This window comes from Thiomicrorhabdus xiamenensis, from assembly GCF_013282625.1.
GTDB classification, from domain to species: Bacteria; Pseudomonadota; Gammaproteobacteria; order Thiomicrospirales; family Thiomicrospiraceae; genus Thiomicrorhabdus; species Thiomicrorhabdus xiamenensis.
In genome coordinates, this window is the sequence record NZ_CP054020.1 from 1,543,834 (window position 1) to 1,561,313 (window position 17,480).

The 17,480-nt window shown below is 48.9% G+C and carries 17 protein-coding genes; 5 read left to right on the forward strand and 12 right to left on the reverse strand.

The genetic code is table 11. From position 1 onward, the window contains the following. Positions 1-75: 75 nt before the first annotated feature. The 3 genes from HQN79_RS07160 to sucC all read right to left on the reverse strand — a co-directional run bounded on the left by HQN79_RS07160 (position 76) and on the right by sucC (position 3,897). On the reverse strand, positions 76-1,701 hold the full coding sequence (locus HQN79_RS07160; protein WP_173285256.1) for an NAD+ synthase: 1,626 nt from the start codon (positions 1,699-1,701) through the stop codon (positions 76-78). A gap of 138 nt (positions 1,702-1,839) precedes the next feature. Next, complete coding sequence (sucD, locus tag HQN79_RS07165; protein ID WP_173285257.1) at positions 1,840-2,721, reverse strand: succinate--CoA ligase subunit alpha; 882 nt, start codon at positions 2,719-2,721, stop codon at positions 1,840-1,842. A 15-nt stretch (positions 2,722-2,736) separates the two neighbouring features. Beyond that, positions 2,737-3,897 carry an ADP-forming succinate--CoA ligase subunit beta gene (gene sucC, locus HQN79_RS07170; RefSeq protein ID WP_173285258.1) on the reverse strand — a complete coding sequence of 387 codons (1,161 nt, stop codon included), beginning with the start codon at positions 3,895-3,897 and terminating at the stop codon, positions 2,737-2,739. Between the two features lie 230 nt (positions 3,898-4,127). Here sucC and HQN79_RS07175 point away from each other — a divergent pair, with 230 nt between their 5' ends. Beyond that, a complete protein-coding gene (locus tag HQN79_RS07175; protein WP_173285259.1) occupies positions 4,128-4,379 on the forward strand; it encodes a PP0621 family protein in 252 nt (83 codons plus the stop codon). A 15-nt stretch (positions 4,380-4,394) separates the two neighbouring features. Here the strand turns inward: HQN79_RS07175 and HQN79_RS07180 are convergent, their stop codons facing one another. From HQN79_RS07180 to hrpA, 6 genes are all read right to left on the reverse strand, one after another. Further along, a complete protein-coding gene (locus HQN79_RS07180) occupies positions 4,395-4,847 on the reverse strand; it encodes an FKBP-type peptidyl-prolyl cis-trans isomerase (protein WP_173285260.1) in 453 nt (150 codons plus the stop codon). A gap of 113 nt (positions 4,848-4,960) precedes the next feature. Then, a complete protein-coding gene (locus HQN79_RS07185; RefSeq protein WP_173285261.1) occupies positions 4,961-5,395 on the reverse strand; it encodes a hypothetical protein in 435 nt (144 codons plus the stop codon). Between the two features lie 100 nt (positions 5,396-5,495). Continuing rightward, entirely contained in the window at positions 5,496-5,804 is a 309-nt protein-coding gene (locus tag HQN79_RS07190; protein ID WP_173285262.1) for a hypothetical protein, read from the reverse strand. A gap of 21 nt (positions 5,805-5,825) precedes the next feature. Next, positions 5,826-6,167 (reverse strand): hypothetical protein, encoded by a 342-nt coding sequence (locus HQN79_RS07195; protein WP_173285263.1) that lies wholly within the window; start codon positions 6,165-6,167, stop codon positions 5,826-5,828. 130 nt (positions 6,168-6,297) lie between these two features. Further along, on the reverse strand, positions 6,298-6,861 hold the full coding sequence (locus tag HQN79_RS12045; protein ID WP_238843332.1) for a c-type cytochrome: 564 nt from the start codon (positions 6,859-6,861) through the stop codon (positions 6,298-6,300). Positions 6,862-7,047: 186 nt separating this feature from the next. Next, positions 7,048-11,025 carry an ATP-dependent RNA helicase HrpA gene (hrpA, locus tag HQN79_RS07205; RefSeq protein ID WP_173285264.1) on the reverse strand — a complete coding sequence of 1,326 codons (3,978 nt, stop codon included), beginning with the start codon at positions 11,023-11,025 and terminating at the stop codon, positions 7,048-7,050. Between the two features lie 208 nt (positions 11,026-11,233). Here hrpA and HQN79_RS07210 point away from each other — a divergent pair, with 208 nt between their 5' ends. Next, positions 11,234-11,929, forward strand: coding sequence for an MBL fold metallo-hydrolase (locus tag HQN79_RS07210; RefSeq protein WP_173285265.1), 696 nt, complete (start codon positions 11,234-11,236; stop codon positions 11,927-11,929). A 176-nt stretch (positions 11,930-12,105) separates the two neighbouring features. Here the strand turns inward: HQN79_RS07210 and HQN79_RS07215 are convergent, their stop codons facing one another. Next, positions 12,106-12,531: an FKBP-type peptidyl-prolyl cis-trans isomerase gene (locus HQN79_RS07215; protein WP_173285266.1), complete on the reverse strand. Its 426-nt coding sequence runs from the start codon at positions 12,529-12,531 to the stop codon at positions 12,106-12,108. Between the two features lie 77 nt (positions 12,532-12,608). Here HQN79_RS07215 and dnaQ point away from each other — a divergent pair, with 77 nt between their 5' ends. Next, positions 12,609-13,307, forward strand: a complete 699-nt coding sequence (dnaQ, locus tag HQN79_RS07220; RefSeq protein WP_173285267.1) for a DNA polymerase III subunit epsilon — start codon at positions 12,609-12,611, stop codon at positions 13,305-13,307. An 18-nt stretch (positions 13,308-13,325) separates the two neighbouring features. Here dnaQ and rnhA read toward each other — a convergent pair whose 3' ends face one another. Both rnhA and HQN79_RS07230 read right to left on the reverse strand, forming a co-directional pair. Continuing rightward, a complete protein-coding gene (gene rnhA / locus HQN79_RS07225) occupies positions 13,326-13,787 on the reverse strand; it encodes a ribonuclease HI (protein WP_173285268.1) in 462 nt (153 codons plus the stop codon). Then, positions 13,784-14,599, reverse strand: a complete 816-nt coding sequence (locus HQN79_RS07230) for a class I SAM-dependent methyltransferase (RefSeq protein ID WP_173285269.1) — start codon at positions 14,597-14,599, stop codon at positions 13,784-13,786. Before HQN79_RS07230 ends, rnhA begins: the two co-directional genes overlap by 4 nt. A 131-nt stretch (positions 14,600-14,730) precedes the next feature. Here HQN79_RS07230 and gloB point away from each other — a divergent pair, with 131 nt between their 5' ends. Both gloB and HQN79_RS07240 read left to right on the forward strand, forming a co-directional pair. Then, on the forward strand, positions 14,731-15,528 hold the full coding sequence (gloB, locus tag HQN79_RS07235) for a hydroxyacylglutathione hydrolase (protein WP_173285270.1): 798 nt from the start codon (positions 14,731-14,733) through the stop codon (positions 15,526-15,528). A 28-nt stretch (positions 15,529-15,556) separates the two neighbouring features. Continuing rightward, entirely contained in the window at positions 15,557-17,461 is a 1,905-nt protein-coding gene (locus tag HQN79_RS07240) for a lytic transglycosylase (RefSeq protein WP_173285271.1), read from the forward strand. The last annotated feature ends 19 nt before the right edge of the window (positions 17,462-17,480 follow it).

Sequence of the window (17,480 nt, forward strand, 5' to 3'; positions counted from 1 at the left end):
TCACAATAACAAAAAACCGGAGTTCAGCTCGCTGACTCCGGTTTTTTTATTTTCCGAATAACGAATAATTGTAAATTATTCTTTGTAACCGCTGGTAATCGGATAACGTCGATCACGACCGAAAGCACGGTGGGTGATTTTAACGCCCGGTGCCGCCTGACGACGTTTATATTCGCTGCGATCAATCAAACGGATAACGCGACGCACTTCTTCTTCCGAATAGCCCATAGTGACAATTTCCTGCGGTGTCTTATCCTGCTTCACATACGCCTTGATGATCGTATCCAAAGTATCATAATCCGGCAGGGAATCCTGATCCTTCTGATCCGGGCGCAGTTCCGCAGACGGAGGACGGGTAATGACACGTTCAGGGATTACCGGAGAAAGCGTATTGCGATACTGTGCCAAGCGATAAACCATGGTTTTCGGAACATCTTTCAACGGAGAGAAGCCACCGACCATATCCCCGTATAGCGTCGAATAACCAACAGCTACTTCCGATTTATTACTGGTTGCCAGCACCATTTTCCCGGTTTTATTGGAAATCGCCATTAACAGTGTGCCGCGAATTCGTGCCTGAAGATTCTCTTCGGTTATATCCGCTTCGGTACCGGCCAGCGTCGCCTGCAGAGAAGATTCGAAAGCCTGATACATCGGCTCGATCGGAATAGACTGATACTTAACCCCCATAACACTGGCTTGCTCGGCTGCGTCTTCCTGACTGATCTGAGCGGTATAACGGAACGGCATCATAACCGCCTCGACCCGATCAGCGCCCAAAGCGTCAACCGCAACCGCCAGCGTCAGCGCCGAATCAATGCCACCGGAAAGCCCTAAGAGCACACCCGAAAAACCGTTCTTGGCGACATAATCATGCACCCCGGTAATCAATGCCTGATAGACCCGCGCTTCATCTTGATACAGTTCCGACTTGGCTCCGGGCACGACAACGGTCGAGCCGTTCTGCTTGAGTAGAGCCACTTCGGTCAACTGACTACTGAATTCGGCACTTTGTACACAGACATCGCCGTCGGCACTCATCACAAAAGAGCCGCCGTCAAAAACCAGTTCATCCTGACCACCAACCTGATTGACATAGACAATCGGCAGACCGGTTTCGTTAACGCGATGCGACAGGGTTTCAATCCGATCCTGATGCTTTTCCTGCGAGAACGGCGACGCGTTCAAAGTTAACAGAATCTCGGCTCCGGCCTGCTTGGCCTGAGCCGCCGGAGAGATTTTCCAGATATCTTCGCAGATCAGGATTCCGAATTTGATTCCTTTGAATTCCACAACGCAAGCCTGATTGCCCGACCTGAAATAACGCTGTTCATCAAAAACGCTGTAATTCGGCAGGTTCTGCTTGATGTAACTGGCCTGAATCTGACCGTCGGCAATAAAAGCGGCCATATTAAAACGCTCACCCAGCTCATCCACCATCGGGTAGCCAACTACACAAGCGATATCCTCAGCAGACTGGGCAACTTGCAAAAGCGCTTCTTCGACCTGAGGATAAAGCCCTTCTCTGAGCAGCAGATCTTCCGGCGGATAACCGGTGATGGTCATTTCCGGGAACACGACCAGGTCGGCGCCCTTCAACTTGGCCTCTTGCAATTGATCGATAATGAGATTCACATTTCCGGCAATATCCCCCACTTTCGGGTTAATTTGCGCCATGACGAGTTTGACGGTATCGGTCATTGAAGATTCCTTTAGCCAAGCAGTGAAGATGGACTGGCTGATAAGAGTCGAACTTATATCGGTTGAATAAAATCAATCGATTATGGGTGTTTCCGGCGCCTCATAAAAGTGCAGCCGGAGATGTAATATTAAAATCGTTTAGGAGAAATGTTTCAGCATTGCCGTGCCCAAATCCGCCGGCGAATCAACAACGGTCACATTGGCAGCTCGTAGCGCAGCAAATTTTGCTTCCGCTGTACCCTTACCACCGGAAACAATTGCTCCGGCATGCCCCATACGTTTGCCCGGAGGCGCGGTAACACCGGCGATATAGGCGACGACCGGTTTCGTCACGTTGGCAGCAATATACTCGGCAGCATCTTCTTCTGCCTGACCGCCGATCTCACCGACCATAATAATCCCTTCCGTCTGAGGATCTTCCTGGAACAGACGCAGGCAGTCGATAAAGTTCATTCCCTGAATCGGGTCACCACCAATACCGACACAAGTCGATTGACCGAGTCCGTTAGTCGTTGTTTGATGAACCGCTTCGTAGGTCAGCGTTCCGGAACGCGAAACGATACCGATCTTTCCTGGCTGGTGAATATGACCCGGCATAATACCGATTTTACAGCCATCGCCATTGTCGCCCGGAGTAATCAGACCCGGACAGTTCGGACCGATCAGATAGGCATCGGATTTTTCCAGCACCGCACGAACCTTCAGCATATCCGCAACCGGAATTCCCTCGGTAATACAGGTAATCACCTTGATCCCGGCGTCGATCGCCTCGATAATCGAATCGGCGGCAAATGCCGGCGGCACATAAATCATCGATGCTTCGGCACCGGCCAGTTCTACCGCTTCGCGAACCGTGTTGAAAACCGGCAGACCAAGGTGGGTCTGACCGCCCTTGCCCGGCGTCACGCCACCGACCATTTTAGTTCCGTAAGCGATCGCCTGTTCCGAGTGGAAAGTCCCTTGTTTACCGGTGAACCCCTGACAAATAACTTTGGTGTCTTTATTAATTAAAATACTCATCTTTTCCGCTCTGCCTTATTTTGCCAGTTCAACCACTTTCTTCGCTGCATCCGCCAGACCGTCGGCACTGACAATACTCAGACCGCTTTGCGCCAGCTTCTCTTTACCCAGCTCAACATTGGTTCCTTCCAAACGAACCACTACCGGAATTTCCAAACCGACTTCCTGTACCGCCTGAATAATCCCATCGGCAATCAGGTCGCAACGTACGATTCCGCCGAAAATATTCACTAGAATCGACTTAACCTCTTTCGAAGACAGAATCAGTTTAAAGGCTTCCGCAACGCGCTCAGGCGTAGCACCGCCCCCGACATCAAGAAAGTTGGCCGGCGAACCGCCATTCAGCTTAATCAGATCCATGGTTGCCATCGCCAGACCGGCACCATTCACCATACAGCCGATATCACCGTCCAACGCGATATAGTTCAGTTGATGCTCCGATGCTTTGGCTTCACGTTCGTCTTCCTGAGAGAAATCACGCATCGCCACCAGATCCGGCTGACGGTACAGAGCGTTGGAATCGATATTCACTTTCGCGTCCAGAGCGATCAGATTGTTATCTGCCGTGCGGATCAAAGGGTTAATCTCCAACTGGGAAACATCTTTGTCCAGTGCCAGCTGATAGAACTTATTCATTAGCTGTCCAAGCTGTTTGAAGGCATCGCCGGTGAGACCCAGCGCAAAACCGACTTCACGACACTGATACGGCATAACACCGACCGTCGGATCGATGTGTACAGTGAAAATTTTCTCAGGAGAGGTTTCCGCGACTTCCTCGATATCCATACCGCCGGCTGCTGAAATGACAAACGTATGTTTACGCTCCACTCGATCAACCAGCAGGCTAAGGTACAACTCTTCTTCGATATCCAGGGTTTCTTCGATCAGCAAACTGTTGATCGGCAGTTCTTTACCAGCAGTCTGAATCGTCGCCAGTTTGGAACCCAGCAGCGATGCCGCAACCTCTTTGGCTTCCCCTGCCGTTTTGACCAGCTTAACACCGCCAGCCTTACCACGAGCACCAGCGTGAATCTGCGCCTTGACCACCCATGCCTGAGAACCGACTTTCTGCATAGCCGCATCCAACTGCGTAAGGTCTTCGATCAACTCCCCTTTCGGGATGCCTATGCCATACTGCGCGAAGAGCGCTTTGGCCTGATACTCATGTAGGTTCATTAATTCTCTTCTCCAAAATTCCCAGACATCGGGAGCAATTCAAAAATTGCCGATTATTGTAAGATTTTTAGCGGTATTTTGCATCCACCAATCCGCTGTTTAGCGCCTTTTAAAGACGTAATTGCTCTTTCTCGCCACGGATTCCGTAACAAAATTCCCATACTCGAATTTGCCCGTCTCCGAGAATGGTAGAATAGGCTTCATTCAAAGACACATTTTGAGGGAATGTTTTGCGCGCTATATTTCTTTTTTTAATCGTCATTATTGTTTTTCTTCTGATTATGACCATTATCCGCGGTCGCCAAGAGCGTAAATTCGCTAAAGAGCAACAAGAACAACAGGAAAAAAACCGCAAAGACACGGCACAAAAGATGATTTCATGCGAGGTATGCCACGCCTACCTGCCTGAAAAAGACGCGATCTGCCGAGACGGTAAATGCTTCTGCGGCGAGGAACATCTTCGTCAATACGAAAACGGCTGAGCAATCACCTGATCACTAGTCGTGAATCGCCTCGATGGTTGCCGTAAAACGGACATCGGTATCAGCCAGGGGGTGATTGAAATCAACGGTCACCGTTTCTTCGTTGACTTCAAGAATGGTGCCAGGAATCTCTTGGCCGGTAGGCGTATTAAAGCCGATCACCAGCCCTTTTTCCGGAGGAAGCTCGGCGGAAAAACTGTCCCGCGGCATCTTATGGATATTATCCGGGTTAGAACGGCCAAAAGCACGATCCGGTGACAATGTCAGTTTTGCCGTGGTGCCCAACTCCAACCCGACCAATAACTCTTCAATCTTGTCCAGAAACTCGCCTTGACCCAGTTTGAAACGCATAGGGGCTTCTCTACTCGCCTCTTCAATCAGAGTGCCGTCCATTAACTCCAATTTAAAACTCAGACTGATTTCGCTGTCTTCTTTGACAGTCGGCAAAGGTGACTTCACTTCACTCATTTTTTTATTTCCATCAATAAGAATTTACATAAAACCCGCAGACAAAAAAAAAGCGCTCGGATCAGTATTAAAACCTCAATCTCTAAGCGCTTTGATCAATTCGGGACACCCGATCAGGTTTTCCCAAACAGACTGAACGGCTCTTCAGGTACATCCTGGCAACGGATATGCCATTCCAGGGTATAACCGCACTCGCCATCGCATAATGCATCGGATGCAGCCAGTTCACCGTCTTTTCTCGCCTGACGCGACAACGGAACATAACCGATCGGACACAGCTGCTTGGCCACGGTTCGAAAATGCGAGGAATCAAAAGATTTGAAGCTTTCGTGCGAAGACTGCCAGATCAGGTATTCGTTTTCCGCTAACTGTTTGTTGTGAACATCCTCTTCCAGTTTTTGAAGCGAATGACCGATTGCCGATAGCCCCTGTTCGATTTTCGCGGCTCCGCTTTGAACCGAACAGCCGGACGCCAAAAACGAGACGGCAACAAGCAGGGAAAGAGACCCGATACCGTGTCTCAGAAATTTTGAAGGTTTAGATGCCATTTTAGTGTTCATTAATTTGAAATCGCTCTCAAACCCGACGTAAACGATTAGCACTGGATCGGGCATTTTTGAATTAACGCATCTTAGCAAATTTACGCGTCTATTGCGGCAATATTTGCGCCTTAGTCCCTTTTTCGGTAATGATGTAACACATATTGGTATTCACCTTCTTACCATCAACAAGCAAAGAGGTTCCCAAGGTATCTTCCGGATTAATTCGGACATCGCCTTCGAATACTTTCAGCAATTTACCGCTCATACAGCTGTAAATCTCAATACGACGATCCAGGCCAACCCAATCCGACTGCAGATTTTTAGCGCTGTTGGCCACCTTGTCACAACCACCGATTATAAAAGGGGTGGCTGCAAGAGATGTGAGCAGAAGAAGTTTCGCGAACGTTTTTTTCATACCGTTACCTTTTTAAACGGCCTATTTTTCCGGCCCGATTTCATCATGCACGTTCTCTTCATGCACTTTATTGAAAGCGTCCGATACGGTATCGGCAGCGCCGGACGCAGCCTCTTTAGTTGACTCCCAGGCATTCACATAAGTCTGCCTGTCGCTTACGGTATCGACCACACCTTTAGCGCCTTCTTTAACAGACTGCATGGTTTCGGATTCTTTGGCATCCTGAGTCCATTCCGACACCTTTTCCTTGCTTGTGGTCCAGGCGTTACCCGCAGCCTCCTTGGTATCTTCCCACCAGTCGGCATGCGCGATCACAGGTGAACACAATAAATAACCAGCCAATAATAGAGCACTTTTCTTCATCTATAACCCCTTATTTAAAAAGCACCTGATTGTAAGACCAGGTGCTTTATATAATTCACTGGGCAAACCGGAAAAAATCCGGGGTTGCCTAACAATCAACAGCCACGTCTATAGTATCCGACGCCGGCAGTTACAGCTGATTGACGTACTCGGCGACCGCCTGCATATCTGCATCAGAAAGGCCCGAAGCCATCGGTGCCATCATACCGGTCAAAGGTCCGATCTGCTCGCCGGCCTTATAACGTTGCAGTTTGTCAACAACAGCATCAACAGCCTGTCCGGCAAGCTTAGGACCGACACCACCTTCACCCTGAGCACCGTGACAACCGACGCAGGTCGCATAGACTTTATCTCCGGAGACAGCAGCCGGTTCAGGAGCAGGTGCATTAACAACCTCTTTGACTTGCTCGCTGGCCTTTTCTACTTGTGCGGCCACTTCTTGCTCAACAGCCTCTTTGGCTTCTTCAACAACCTTAGGCATATCGCTTTCTTCAGCCAGAGGCGCTTTCGTTTCAGCCGTCGGTTCAGGCTGTTTGACATCCATAGTGTTCGTCATCTGAGTGGACTCTTGTGGCGCTGCCGTTTGCTCGGCACTGTCATCCGAACTATCCGAGCAGGCCGTTAAACTCAATGCGCCCGCCATCATCAACAGGGCCAGAAACTTTTTTGAAATTAGAGATGTTTTTACATACATATCAATCAACCTTTACCGCCACAGGCGAGTTATTTAAATCCGGTAGAGTTGCCACTATAACCAAGCCGAGCGGCTATGACAATCATTACCCGCCCCCTTAATTTGCGATCCAAATTCATTCTCTCTCAGCCCGCCCGGAAAAGTCTGACAAGAAGCTGGAACCTGTTACCAATACAGTACGCAACATCATAGCGCTTTGAGACGTTTCTCCAAGCGCTGAATCGAAACCGGCTCAATGGTTTTCAACGGCTGGGAAAACAGTGAAACCCTCAACTCTTCCAGCAACCAGCGGATTTCGATCAACTCCGCATGCTCGGCATACACCGGGTCTTCCGCCAAAGTTCGATAAGTTTCCAGCAAAGGCGCGATTTTGCGAATTGCCTGCTGATCTTTATTGGGATCCTGATCGATTTTTTCAAGTCGTTTCTGTAACGCCTGCAGATAACGCGGCAGCTGCTGAAACCACTTCGGTGGCGTCTTAAGGACAAAACCGGAGGAGATCAAAGTGTCCAACTGAGTTCTTATATCGGCAAGGGAAGCCAGCCAGCGCGGGTTGATGGTTCCTTTGACCTGCTTGGCAATTTTCTGATGCTCGGTCAAAATCTGCGTAACCAGTTTTGCCAGCCCTTGTGCCTGCTCGATCCAATGCGTGCGAACCCGTTCCAGAGTCTCTTCATAAAGCGCCTGAGTGCGAATTTCCTCCGCCGACGGCACCAGATCAAGCAATGCCCGATGAATGATTTCCTCGGTCAAATCGACACAGGTTCCGTAAGGCGCATAACAGAGACACGCCTTCTGCAACGGCAGTTTTTTCTGCAAGTATTTATCTTTATCATTCAGTTCGCGTCGCAAGAGCGCCAGCACAGCAAGACGATGTTCTTTCAACGCCTGCGCCTGCTCACCGAAGAGCTTTAAGGTTATCTCGCCATCAACCGACTGCAACGCCGGGTAAGCCGTCATCTGCACGCCGCCTTCCTTGATTGTCTGACTCGGCTGCAAATCGCCAAAATCCCAGTGTTCGATAATACGAACCTGTGCATCCTGTTTCGCCTGATGACGTTCGATCTGCGCCTCGACCAGATGCTGATATCCTTCTTTCAGCTGCTGCAGATCCTCTCCTTCTGCAAGCTTTTTCCCTTTGCGGTCCTGCAGAATAAAGTACGGTTTTAAATGATCCGGCAGTTCAAGCGCACCGAAATCTTCGCTTTTCACCTTTTGAGTTCCGCGACGGTTCAGCGCCCACACCAATTGCGCCAGAAACGTGACCGGCCTGCCCTGTTCGATACGCTGCGGCGACATCTCCTGAAGAACCAAATCGGCATATTGCGGCGCGGGAATAAACTGCTTACGCAGATTCTTCGGCAACGCTTTGATGTAAAAAGCGACTTTCTCTTTCAGCAGGCCCGGCGTCAGCCACTCAAACTCCTCCGCCTGAAACAGATTCAACTTGCCCAAAGGCAATTTGAAGACGACCCCGTCCTGTTTTTTACCCGGCTCAAAATGGTAGTCGACATCAATGCGAATGTTATTCGGCAAGGCCATCTGATCAGGAAACTCGAGCTGCAGACGCTCATCCGCCTGCTGCTTCATTAACTGATCTTTATCGAGGAAAAGATCTTGCAAGCGCTGCGGCTCGCTTTTCTCAACTTTGCGAACCCATTTTTCAAATGCCGGTTTACTGTAGATATGGCCCGGAATGCGTTCGGCATAAAACTGATAGATCTGTTCGTCGTCAACCAACAGTTCAGGACGGCGCAGCTTGGATTCCATCTTCTCGATCTCTGCAACGAGATTCTGGTTATGCACAAAAAACTCGACTTTAGAGAAAAGTTCGCCTTCTACCAGACCATGACGCAAAAAGATTTTATGCGCCTCTTTCGGATTGATCGGACCGTAATTGCAATGGCGGCGATTGATAATCGGCAAACCGAACAAAGTGATCGACTCATAGGCTCCGACCTGACCCGCTTTTTTCTGCCAGTGCGGATCGGCATAGCTGTGTTTAATTAAATGTCTGGCAAGGTTTTCGACCCAGTGCACATCGATCTCGGCATTGGTACGCGCAAACAGCTTCGAGGTCTCCACCAGTTCAGCGGACAGCATCCATTTCGGACGGCGTTTAAACAAAACCGAACTCGGATGGATAAACAGCTTAGTATTACGCGCCCCGAGATAGGATTTGTCTTCATCACGCGTCGAGATGTTGCCAAGCAAGCCGGCCATTAATGAACGATGGATCGCAATCGAGTGCAGATCACTGAGACGCTCGATCACCTCATTGCCTTTTTTTACTTCTTCATACAGATGCAACTCACCGATTTTAAGCCCAATGCGTTTAAGACTCTGCTCAAGCTGCATGCCCAGTTCATGCCACTCTTTCATTCTCAAATAGGAAAGAAAATTGGTTTTGCACAGTTTGCGCAGTTTACTTTGCGAGAGATGGCGGCGCTGATGTTCGTAAAAACGCCACAAGTTCAGGAAAAACAGGAAATCGGAACGCTCGTCTTCCCAGCGTTTATGCGCCTGTCTGGCCGCCTGCATGTTGGCTTCATTGATATCGCGCGGATCCTGTATGCTCAAAGCACTGGCGATAATAATCACCTCGGCCAGCACACCGTTTTTCTCCGCTTCCATCACCATTTTGGCCACGGATGGATCAATCGGCAGCTTAGCGATTTTGCGCCCCTCATCCGTAAGGCGACGTTTTTCATCCAAAGCGCCCAATTCGAACAACTGACGATAACCGTCATTGACCGCTTTATCGTTCGGCGGCTCAATAAATGGAAAATTCTTCACTGACCCGAGACGCAGCTGCGCCATGGTCAGAATAATCGACGCCAGTGAAGTACGGTGAATCTCCGGATCGGTAAACTCCGGTCGGCTGCGAAAATCTTCTTCGTCATACAAACGAATGCAGATCCCTTCGCTGACACGACCGCAACGCCCCTTTCGCTGGTTGGCAGAAGCCTGGGAAATTTTCTCGACCGGCAGACGCTGTACTTTGGAGCGCACGCTATAACGGCTGATTCGAACCTGTCCCGGATCAATCACATATTTAATACCCGGAACCGTCAGGGAGGTTTCGGCGACGTTGGTACTTAGGATAATGCGTCGTTTCTGCGAAGTCTGGAAGACCTTATTCTGCTCAGCCATGGAAAGTCGTGCATACAGCGGAACGATTTCGGTATTTTTCAGGCTTCGTTTACGTAAAATTTCAGCGGTTTCCTTGATGTCCCGCTCACCAACCTGAAACACCAGAATATCGCCAAACGGGTCTTCGTACCCCAACTCTTCGACCGCATCGGCAATGGCCGTACCCATATCCTGCTCGATTTCGTTTCCTGCATCGTCTTCGTAGGTCACCAAAGGACGATAGCGGACTTCAACCGGGTAAGTTCGTCCCGACACTTCGACGATCGGCGGGCGTTTGCCCCCGACGGTAAAATGGTCGGCAAAACGTTCAGTGTTAATCGTCGCCGAGGTAATGACGACCTTAAGATCCTTACGTTTTTGAATCAGCTGTTTGAGAATCCCCAGCAGAAAATCGATATTGATGCTGCGCTCGTGCGCCTCATCGATAATAATCGTGTCGTAGCGATTCAGGTACGGGTCATTCTGCACCTCGGCCAGCAGTATCCCGTCGGTCATTACCTTCAGCAAACTCTGTTCTTTGACCTGATCCAAAAAGCGCACCTGATAACCGACCAGGTCGCCGATATGCGAACCCAACTCCTCGGCAATTCGTTCGGCAACACTACGTGCCGCAAGACGTCGCGGCTGCGTACAACCGATTTTCCCGAAAACCCCCTGACCCGCCTCGAGACAGATTTTAGGAATCTGCGTGGTTTTCCCGGAACCGGTCTCCCCGGCAATCACCACAACCTGATGGTTTTTGATTAAATCGACCAGTTCATCTTTTCTGGCAGAAACAGGTAAATTGTCCGGATAAGAAATTTCCGGAAATTTTTTTAATTTTTCTTCGACTTTTTCAATAGATTTTTTTAATCGGTTAATCCATCCCGATCCACAAACTTTTTCAGGATTATCAATGGATTCAGGCTGATCTTTAAGCGCCCTGAGCAATTTATGTCTGTCTGAAAGCAGCGTCTTATGATTGATAAGATCAATTAACTCTTCTTTTTTGTTAGGTAAATTCAATAACATAGGTTGACTACTGCATTTTAATCCGCATAATAATTAGTAAATTCTAATATGCTTATTAGCTAAATTTATGACAAGCCCAAAATTTTTTTAGGCATTGAGATATACAAAAAATTTGTTTGGGTGACAGTCAGGACGGTTTCAAGTCATGTGTTCTGCATATTTCGAGAAACCGGCATTATACCAAACTCAAAAAAAAGGCTCCGAAACTATGAAAATTCGCCAATTATTTGATTACGACACTTGGACCTACACCTATCTGTTGTGGGACGAAGAAACCAAAGAAGCGGCGGTTATCGACACGGTAATCGAGCAGGTCGATCGCGACATGCAACATATCGAAGAGCTAGGGTTGAACGTAAAATACCTGATGGAAACACACATCCACGCAGACCACATCACGGGTGCCGGACCTTTGCGTAAACGTACCGGTGCGGAAATTGTTGTCCACAAAAATTCCGAATCCCAGTGCGCCGACATCCTTGCCGAAGAAGGCGATGTTTTCAAACTGGGTGAACAGGAAATTCGTATTTTGCATACGCCTGGCCACACTAATACCGACATCACCTATCTAATTGACGGTGCAGCTTTCACCGGCGACACTCTATTGGTTCGCGATTGCGGTCGTACCGACTTCCAATTGGGTAGTAATGAAGACATGTACAACTCACTAACCAATAAACTGTTCAGCCTTCCGGAAGACACCATGGTTTTCCCTGGGCATGACTACAAAGGCTTTACCCAGTCCACAATCGGTGAAGAGAAGAAATACAATGTTCGCGCTGGTGAAGGCAAGTCTTATCAGGACTTCTCGACCATCATGGACAACCTGAACCTGCCGCGTCCTCGTCGTATCGACATTGCGGTTCCAGGCAACCTGAAATGCGGTAATCTGGACGAAGAATAAGGTCTGACAAAGCCCTGCGAAAGCTGAAAAAAGCTAAAACAGATCAGGGCTTCGAACATTTTCCTTTAGCCTTAAAGCAAAAAGGCTCTGCATCGTCATAATGCAGAGCCTTTTTTATTGCGCCGGTTGTGCCGAGCCAGTCGCTAGCTTGTAAAGACTGGCTCGCCTTTCGAAACTCAGTGTACTTCGAGAACCTCAACCTTGTAGTTAAGCGTTTGCCCCGCCAGAGGATGATTTCCATCCAGAAAGACTTTATCTTCGTCGATTTCGATAATACGGAAAGTCACTGTATTGCCGTCCGGATCTTCCGTTTCAACAGTCGAACCGACTTCAATCTCGACATTATCGTCAAAATTATCAGGGCCGGCATACACGATCAGGTCGTCATTTACCGGGCCGTACGCTTTTTCCGGTGGCAAAGTCAGTTTGGCTTCAAACCCCGGCTCCTCGCCTTCCATGAACTCTTCCAATCCCGGAATAATCTCGCCTTCACCTTGAATATAGATCACCGGATCAGAATCAAAAGTGGAATCAATCAGGTTTCCTTCTTCATCTCTCAATTCATAATGAAAAGAGACGCGACTGCCCTTTTTAATTTTCATTAAATCCCCTTTGCTGCAAATAAGCGCTTGAATGCTTTAAAATAACCGGCGTATTTTAACCTGAAAAGAGATAACACATGCGGCAAATATTTCTGGATACCGAAACCACCGGTTTCAACCCTGAAGAGGGTGACCGGATCATCGAAATCGGCGCGGTCGAGCTGATTAAACGACGACTGACCGGAAATAACTACCATCAGTACATCAACCCGGAGAGAAGCATTCCGGCCGAGGCGATTCAGGTTCACGGCATCACCGACGAACGTGTTAAAGATGAGCCGAAATTTGCCGAAGTGGTCGACGCTTTTATGCAATTTGTCGAAGGTGCCGAACTGATCATTCACAACGCGCCTTTCGATGTCGGATTCATCAATCACGAATTGTCGATGCTGCCGAACAACCGATGGGGGCGTATCGAGGATCACTGCCTGATTACCGACAGTTTGAAAATGGCCAGCAAAATGTATCCGGGGCAGCGCAACAACCTGGATGCTCTATGCCGCCGTCTCTATATCGACAACTCTAGTCGTACCTATCACGGGGCCTTGCTGGATTCTGAAATTCTCGCCGACGTTTATCTGGCCATGACCGGCGGTCAGACGGCGCTTTCACTGGACAGTGATAATGGTTCCATTGCCAATAATTTGGATATCAACATTCAAACGCAAGATCGTGCGCCCTTAAAGGTGATTCACGCCAATAGCGAAGAGCTGGCGCGTCATCAGGACAAACTGGCGGAAATTGCCAAAAAATCCGGTAAGGAACTTAACTGGTAACGGTAAGTACCGCACGGCTCAGGCACTTTTCTGCAAGAATTCATCCATTGCAATATTGGCCAGCTCGTCCACCCTCTCGTTTTCCGGATGGCCGGAGTGCCCTTTAACCCAGTGCCATTCCACCTTGTGCGGCGCTATTGCCGCATCCAGCCGCTGCCATAACTCCTGATTCTTAACCGGTTTATTGGCCGCAGTGCGCCAGTTTTTCTTTTTCCAGTTCGCCATCCAGGTCGTAATGCCATTTTTGACATACTGAGAGTCCGTGGTAATAACGACATGACACGGCTTTTTCAGGGCTTCGAAAGCCTGAATCGCGGCCATCAACTCCATCTGATTATTCGTCGCTTCGGCTTGTGCACCCTTAAGTTCCTTAAGATGCTCGCCATATTTAAGCAGCGCTCCCCAGCCTCCCAAGCCCGGGTTACCGCGACAACCACCGTCGGTATAGACTTCCACTATTGGCTGCTTGGCTTGTGTCATGATGATTCCTTATTGTTGGTTTTAACGGTGTTGGCCTGCTGACAGCATTTGGCCCCGGCTATTTTAGTCGAATTCAAAGCGCCGCCGCGAATCGATTGCCAGCGCGGCATATGCCACTTCAATCCGACCAACGTCGGTGCATCGACTTTCTTTTTGGCAACCAGGCAATACACATTGCCAAATTGAAAACCCAAGCGACACAAAACTTTCTCGAAACCGGCGGTAACTCGTCCCCAGAAGCCTTCCTTTGTGGCACAGGATGCGCACTGTATCGGACTGTAGTTTTCAAGCGTTATTTCATACCCCAGAACCGATAACCAATCCTTTAACTTGGACGGTGCGAACAAGTGTGCCTGCTCGAACAGCCGGTCGGTATGTAACCATTTATTCCGCCACACCCAACAGCCTTTAGGATTAAAACCGCTGATGACAACATGCCCTTCCGGCAACAGCATTGCATCCAGCTGGCGCAGCAGATAATGCGGGTCTTCGGCCGTCTCAAGCGTATGCGGCAATAAAATGACATCCACTTTATCGTGACCGATCGGCAGAAAATCCAAATCAGCCAGAACGAAATGCACCGAGTTTTCCAGAACCGATGCTGGAGGATAAACGCAGTCGAGTAACACCTTGGCGTTGACCCGGCTGTGTTGCAGCATATCCTCGTTCGAAATCGATCCGACCTGCAACAGAAAATAACCGAACAGTTTATTCAAAGCGCTGTCGATCAGCTGTTTTTCATGCTCATAGACCGAGCATCGTCCCGAAGAGGCGTATTGTCGCTTCAATAACTGCTGAAAACTGGTTGACATGGGACACACCTTAAGTCGCGTTTTTTTGGGATATCTCAATACTTTTGCCGTCAAACCGCAATTATCCCCATAGAAAAAACTGTTATTAATCAGTAAAATCCTTATCTTAATTCAAAATTCTAAGATTCGACATGATACAGATTGCGGGCATACCGGCCCTGGTGGGCACTTACGACAATTATATTTGGGTTCTTTATGATACCAGCAAACGCAAAGCATGGGTTTTCGATCCGGGTGAATCAGCGCCAGTAATCGACTATTTAGAAGCGCATAAATTGCACCTTGAAGGTATTTTAATCACCCACCGCCACTTTGATCATGTCGACGGCATCCCCGGATTAAAGCAAACCTATCCGGATGCAATCGTATACGGTCCGGTGAAAACGCAAAATCCGTTGATTGAAAAACGGCTTCAGGAAGGCGATGAGATCAAGCTCAGCGACGAATTAAGTTTCAAGGTTCTGGACACGCCCGGACACACGGAAGACCACATCAGCTACTACAACGAGCACGCATTATTCTGCGCCGATACGCTTTTCACCGGCGGCTGTGGACGACTGTTGGGCGGAACCCCGCAAGAATTTGCCGAATCGCTGATTAAACTCCGCAACCTGCCCGATCATCTCGACTTCTACTGTGCGCACGAATACACCGAAGATAATTTGCGCTTCGCCGCTTATGTCGATGAGAATAACGCCGCACTGAAAAAACGCATCGAAAATCTGGACATCCATTACCCGCAAATACACAATGGACAGGTCTCGACTCTTGGCTTGGAAAAAGAAACCAACCCTTTTTTGCGTTTTGATCAGCAACCGATAAAGGACAAACTCAAGTCGCAAGGCAGCGATGATTCGGCCGAGATGCTCTTTGCAACCCTAAGAGAGTGGAAAGACCGCATCGACCAAGGTCTCGAGTCCATTGACTGAGCACAATAATACTAAGCATGATAAAACAATGAATAATCACTTTGACGCTACAGCCCAGAAAAAAACCGAAAAATCGACTTTTAGCGCCCTTCTTCCCCCTTTCCCGAACACGCTGACGAAATCTCTGAGCTTATTAGGATTGGGACTGGCGACATTGCAACTTAGCGGCTGTAATCTGCCGCTGCTGTCCAAGTCTTCCGGCGATCATTACGAACAGAAATTGATCAAACCACAAACACCGGAAATCACCGCTGCGACAGTACCTGCAAAGCAGACGAGCCAACGCGAAGTCCTACACCTTGGCGACAAGCCGGAAATCAAAAAAGAGATCGAAGCACAATATCTTGCCCAAGAGAAGGCAAAGCCGACCAGCAATAATTTGTGGGATCACTTCAAAGGCGAGTTCAAGCTGGTCGAATTCAATCAGGGCCATTTCGACCACTCGATCTCATACTATAAAAAGCGTCAAAAACACATCGTCTCGGTCTCCGCTCGCGCCAAACCCTACCTGTATTACATTGTCGAAGAAGTTAAAAATCGGAATATGCCGTTGGAAATCGCCCTGCTGCCGATGGTCGAAAGCGGCTTCCAACCTCATGCCAAGTCGCACCGCAAAGCACTCGGATTGTGGCAGTTTATGCCCGGTACAGCGGAAATGCTCGGTCTAGAACGAAACTGGTGGTATGACGGCCGCCGCGATGTTGTTCAAAGTACACAAGCGGCTTTGACCTACCTGCAACGTCACTACAACAACACGCATGACTGGCTACTATCGCTGGCTTCCTATAACGCCGGATACGGCAATGTCCTTAAAGCGATCAAACGCTACCAGAAAAAACATGGACAGAGCGAACAGCTGCCAAGCTTCTGGCAGATCAAAAAATACCTGCCGAAAGAAACCCAGAACTATGTTCCGGCTTTACTGTCGCTGGCTTACCTGATCGAACATAATGACCGCTATCAGCTAGCACTTGAGCCGATCGCCAACAAGCCGTTTTTCGATGTCGTTGAGCTGGATAAGCAGGTCTCTCTGTATGCCGTTGCCAGCAATACTCAAACATCGCGAGAACTTCTGGCTATGCTGAACCCAGGCTATATCCGTAAAGCGACACCGCCGCAAGGGCCGCATCATCTATTGCTACCGGTCGGCAAAGATGACGTTTTCAATGAACGTTACCAGAAAAATGCCGCTGTTTTCCGCGTCAACTGGCAAAAACACAAGGTACGATCGGGCGATTATCTGGGCAAGATCGCCAGCCGTTACGGCACCAGCGTGTCGGCAATCCGTAAACTCAACAATATGCGCGGCAGCTTTATCCGTGTCGGACAAACACTGCTCATTCCCGTTGTCAGCACCTCAACGCAACTGGCAAGCAGCAGTCCGACTGCGCCAAAACCGCCAGCAAAGCAACAATCTCGAAAACCGGATAACGTCAAAAACCGCGTTCCGCAAAACCTGCTTGTCTATCATGTACAGAGTGGCGACACCCTGTCGGAAATTGCCGAACGTTTTTCCGTAAGCACTGATGAATTGCTCAAATGGAACAAACTGTCCAAAAAGTCACTCCTGAAAGTCGGCCAAAAACTGTTTTTAGCTGAAAACAAAATTCAGGGACAGCAACTGACCTACAAAGTGAAATCCGGTGAAACCCTGAGTGAGATCGCTTCAGTGCATGGTGTATCGGTAAACCAGCTGATGCAGTGGAACCGAATTCAATCGGCCAAAACCATTCAACCGGGTGAGCAACTTACCATTTGGCAAGGGCCTAAAACCAGCAAACACACCAAGTACACGGTCAAAAACGGCGATAACCTGTGGGATATTGCCAAAGAGTTCAAACTGTCGGTCAAAAGCCTTGCTCAATACAACCGCCTTACGCTTAAGAGCATGCTGCAACCCGGCCAAATCCTGAAAATTCCTTTCAATATCTAACCGTTATCGGGCAGATAAA